Source organism: Streptomyces sp. NPDC047974, from assembly GCF_040653375.1.
GTDB lineage: Bacteria > Actinomycetota > Actinomycetes > Streptomycetales > Streptomycetaceae > Streptomyces.
On the sequence record NZ_JBEZNU010000093.1, the window covers coordinates 1 to 2,534 of the forward strand.

4 protein-coding genes and 1 pseudogene are annotated in these 2,534 nt (G+C 60.2%); 1 reads left to right on the top strand and 4 read right to left on the bottom strand.

What is annotated here, in order from left to right; genetic code table 11:
• From AB0E19_RS38425 to AB0E19_RS38440, 4 genes are all read right to left on the bottom strand, one after another.
• On the bottom strand, positions 1-495 hold a 495-nt coding region (locus AB0E19_RS38425), incomplete at its 3' end, for a DNA N-6-adenine-methyltransferase (protein WP_362189821.1).
• An 86-nt stretch (positions 496-581) separates the two neighbouring features.
• Complete coding sequence (locus tag AB0E19_RS38430) at positions 582-1,148, bottom strand: hypothetical protein (RefSeq protein ID WP_008267292.1); 567 nt, start codon at positions 1,146-1,148, stop codon at positions 582-584.
• A 162-nt stretch (positions 1,149-1,310) separates the two neighbouring features.
• On the bottom strand, positions 1,311-1,739 hold the full coding sequence (locus AB0E19_RS38435; RefSeq protein ID WP_146256386.1) for a hypothetical protein: 429 nt from the start codon (positions 1,737-1,739) through the stop codon (positions 1,311-1,313).
• Positions 1,740-1,798: 59 nt separating this feature from the next.
• On the bottom strand, positions 1,799-2,152 hold the full coding sequence (locus AB0E19_RS38440) for a hypothetical protein (RefSeq protein WP_040008476.1): 354 nt from the start codon (positions 2,150-2,152) through the stop codon (positions 1,799-1,801).
• A 298-nt stretch (positions 2,153-2,450) separates the two neighbouring features.
• On the opposite strand from AB0E19_RS38440, the pseudogene AB0E19_RS38445 reads away from it, so the two are divergent.
• A pseudogene (locus AB0E19_RS38445) lies at positions 2,451-2,534 on the top strand (DNA-binding response regulator); the annotation flags it as partial.

Sequence of the window (2,534 nt, forward strand, 5' to 3'; positions counted from 1 at the left end):
CTTCAAGCGGCCCTCCTGGAAGACCACCGCGCTGACATCGGGGTGGTTCAGCACGAAACTTTGGAACCAGCGGGTCTCGGTTCGCGCAAACACCAGGGCGATGCCGCCCCCCGGGTGGTTGGCCATCTTCTCCATCCAGGCCTCTTGCCCCCGGCCGAACGGCGGGTTCATGAAAACGAAGGCATCCGCCGGCCATTCCGACGCCAGGCCGTCATCGCTGGGCTTGAGCATCCGAGCCGCGGTGGGCCACGGCATCCCGTTCTCGGGCGTTGCCGGATCCAGGTCGAAGGGCCCCAGGCCCGTGAAGCCTTCCCTCGGGCTGCCCCAAATATGCTCCGGAGGGGTGAGCCAAGTGGTGGTTGTCTCGAACTGCGGCAAGCGGTCGAAACCAACTGTGGCTGCGGCGAGCTTTTTAGTCCGGGGGATGGAGGTGGTTTTGCGCTCCTTCGGCATGAAGAGGTTGTTCGGGTCAGACGAAGCGGAGAGGATGTTCAATGTGCACACCTTATGGTTGATAGGGAGTTGTTGTTAGTTCGAGGGATTCAGACCTGCGTAGCGGGTCCGAGGTACAGCAAGGGCATCTACGGCAGCTGCACGTCCAGGTGCATGGCAATGTCTTCCAGCGCGTCTTCGTCGGCTTCACCGCCCTCGACCAATGCCCCCACGACAAGGCTGACGTCCACGTCCAGATCAATTCCCCAAATGCTCCACGTCGGCGCATTGAGCTCCTCGGTGCTGAGCCCGTGAAACTGACTCAATGCGTCTTCCCATGACTCGGCTTCGAAGGTGTAGCGGCGGCTGGCGAGCCCCGTCGCCGTCAGCAAGAGGCGTTGCGGCAACGCGGGCGCGACGGGATCGGCGACACCATCGTGGTCGTCCTCCTCGTCCGATCCGAACTCCATCTCACCGGCTCGGTTGAACACGTAGTCCGGGATCGCCTCGTACACCGCGTCCCCCACGCCTCCGCATACCTCGTGTTCGATTCTTTCCAGAGAGTAGGCCGATGACTCAATCAGCCACTGTGCGGCGATTTCAGGATCAAGCGATTCAAGATGGTTGATCGCATCGGACACACACGTGACATCCATGGCGACGCTGTAGTCGACCCACACCGGGCCGGTGACGCTGATGGTGTATCGCTGTTTCATTGGCTGTTCCTTGATGATTTGGCAAAGCTCCGCCCTCACGGCCAAAGGGCCGCGTTGAACGTTTGCTTTATGGGGTTGGGTTACTGCGCGCCAGCAGAGAGGCAAGCGATGCCCGCACTGCCTTAGGCAAGCCCGGAAAGGCGATCGCTGCCCGGGTTGGGGTTACGACTCGGACTGCAAGCCGGGCAGCGGCGCCGTGCGCAGGAGGGGCTGGAAGCTGCCGAGCCACGAGGGAGGCTGCAAATCGCCGGGTGCATGCTGATCGTATGTATCCAGAACAAAGCCGGGCTTGGATGAATGGCCTTTCGTAGCGGCGCGGCACCCCACGGACTCGACCACAAACTGCGTGTCGAAATGGGTCACGACTGCTCGGTAAGAACCGTAAACTTGAATGCAGGACGTGACTTCCTCCGACGTCAGCAAGTCCGGGAGCGTCATTTCAAAGAGTTCCCTTTCAATGCTATCCATCCCCTCAATGAGGGAAGCCGCACTGGTCGTCAAATAGATCTGCGGAACGATCGCTCCATGAGATCGAGAGGAACGATTCGACTTCCGATTACGGCGGGATTTGCTGCTGGGCTTCTTGCTCACGATGGACTCCGAAGGTTGATGGATGCGGAAGGTTGGGTAGCGGTACGAGAGGACAGAGATCACCACCACGAGTCGTAGAAGACATTCCAACCCTGATCGATGAGGCGGCACGCTCCATCGATGAAGATCAGGTCGAAGTGCTGTTCTTCGGGAAGAGACTCGCCAAAGAAGTGCCCCTCCGTTTTCGGAAGCTGTCCGGAAAGCACGGCCTGCCGGAGGTCCTCCAGGTCCTGCCTAGACAGAAACAGGGGCTTCTTGTTGAACTTCATCGGGTCTTTGCAGCCGCTCCGGCTGGCATACAGCGCCTGCATGTAGCCATGCAGATCCGGGTGCTTGCGCCATTCCATGATCGGCACGGCGGTGTTGTCCACCACGTCTTTACGGGTTTTTCCTGCAAACATATCGAGTCCCACGGGAGCATCTCCTTGGTTTTTGGGTAAAGCTTCGCCGTCGCGGCAGATCTGCCGCGCGGAAGAAGTGATCGAAGTAGTGAGCCGCTTGGCCTGACCTACGCCCTTACTCGGAAGCGGTCACGCCCGGACTACAGGTTTCCTTAGGCACCGACCCAAAGTGCGTGCTGAGAGCAGTGCCACTGGGCGGGCCTGGTAGGCGGGGGAAGTGTTCAAGGGCGTCTCCGTTTCTTGTGCGCCCATCCTACCCACTCGCTGGCGACCTCCCATGAAGGGCTAAATCACTGAAAGTGATCGTTTTTCCGAGCGGCTCACCGCCGAACTGCCGGACTGCCGGGTCCTGGCCCTGAGCACCTTCGACATGGACGAACACGTCGTGGGCGCC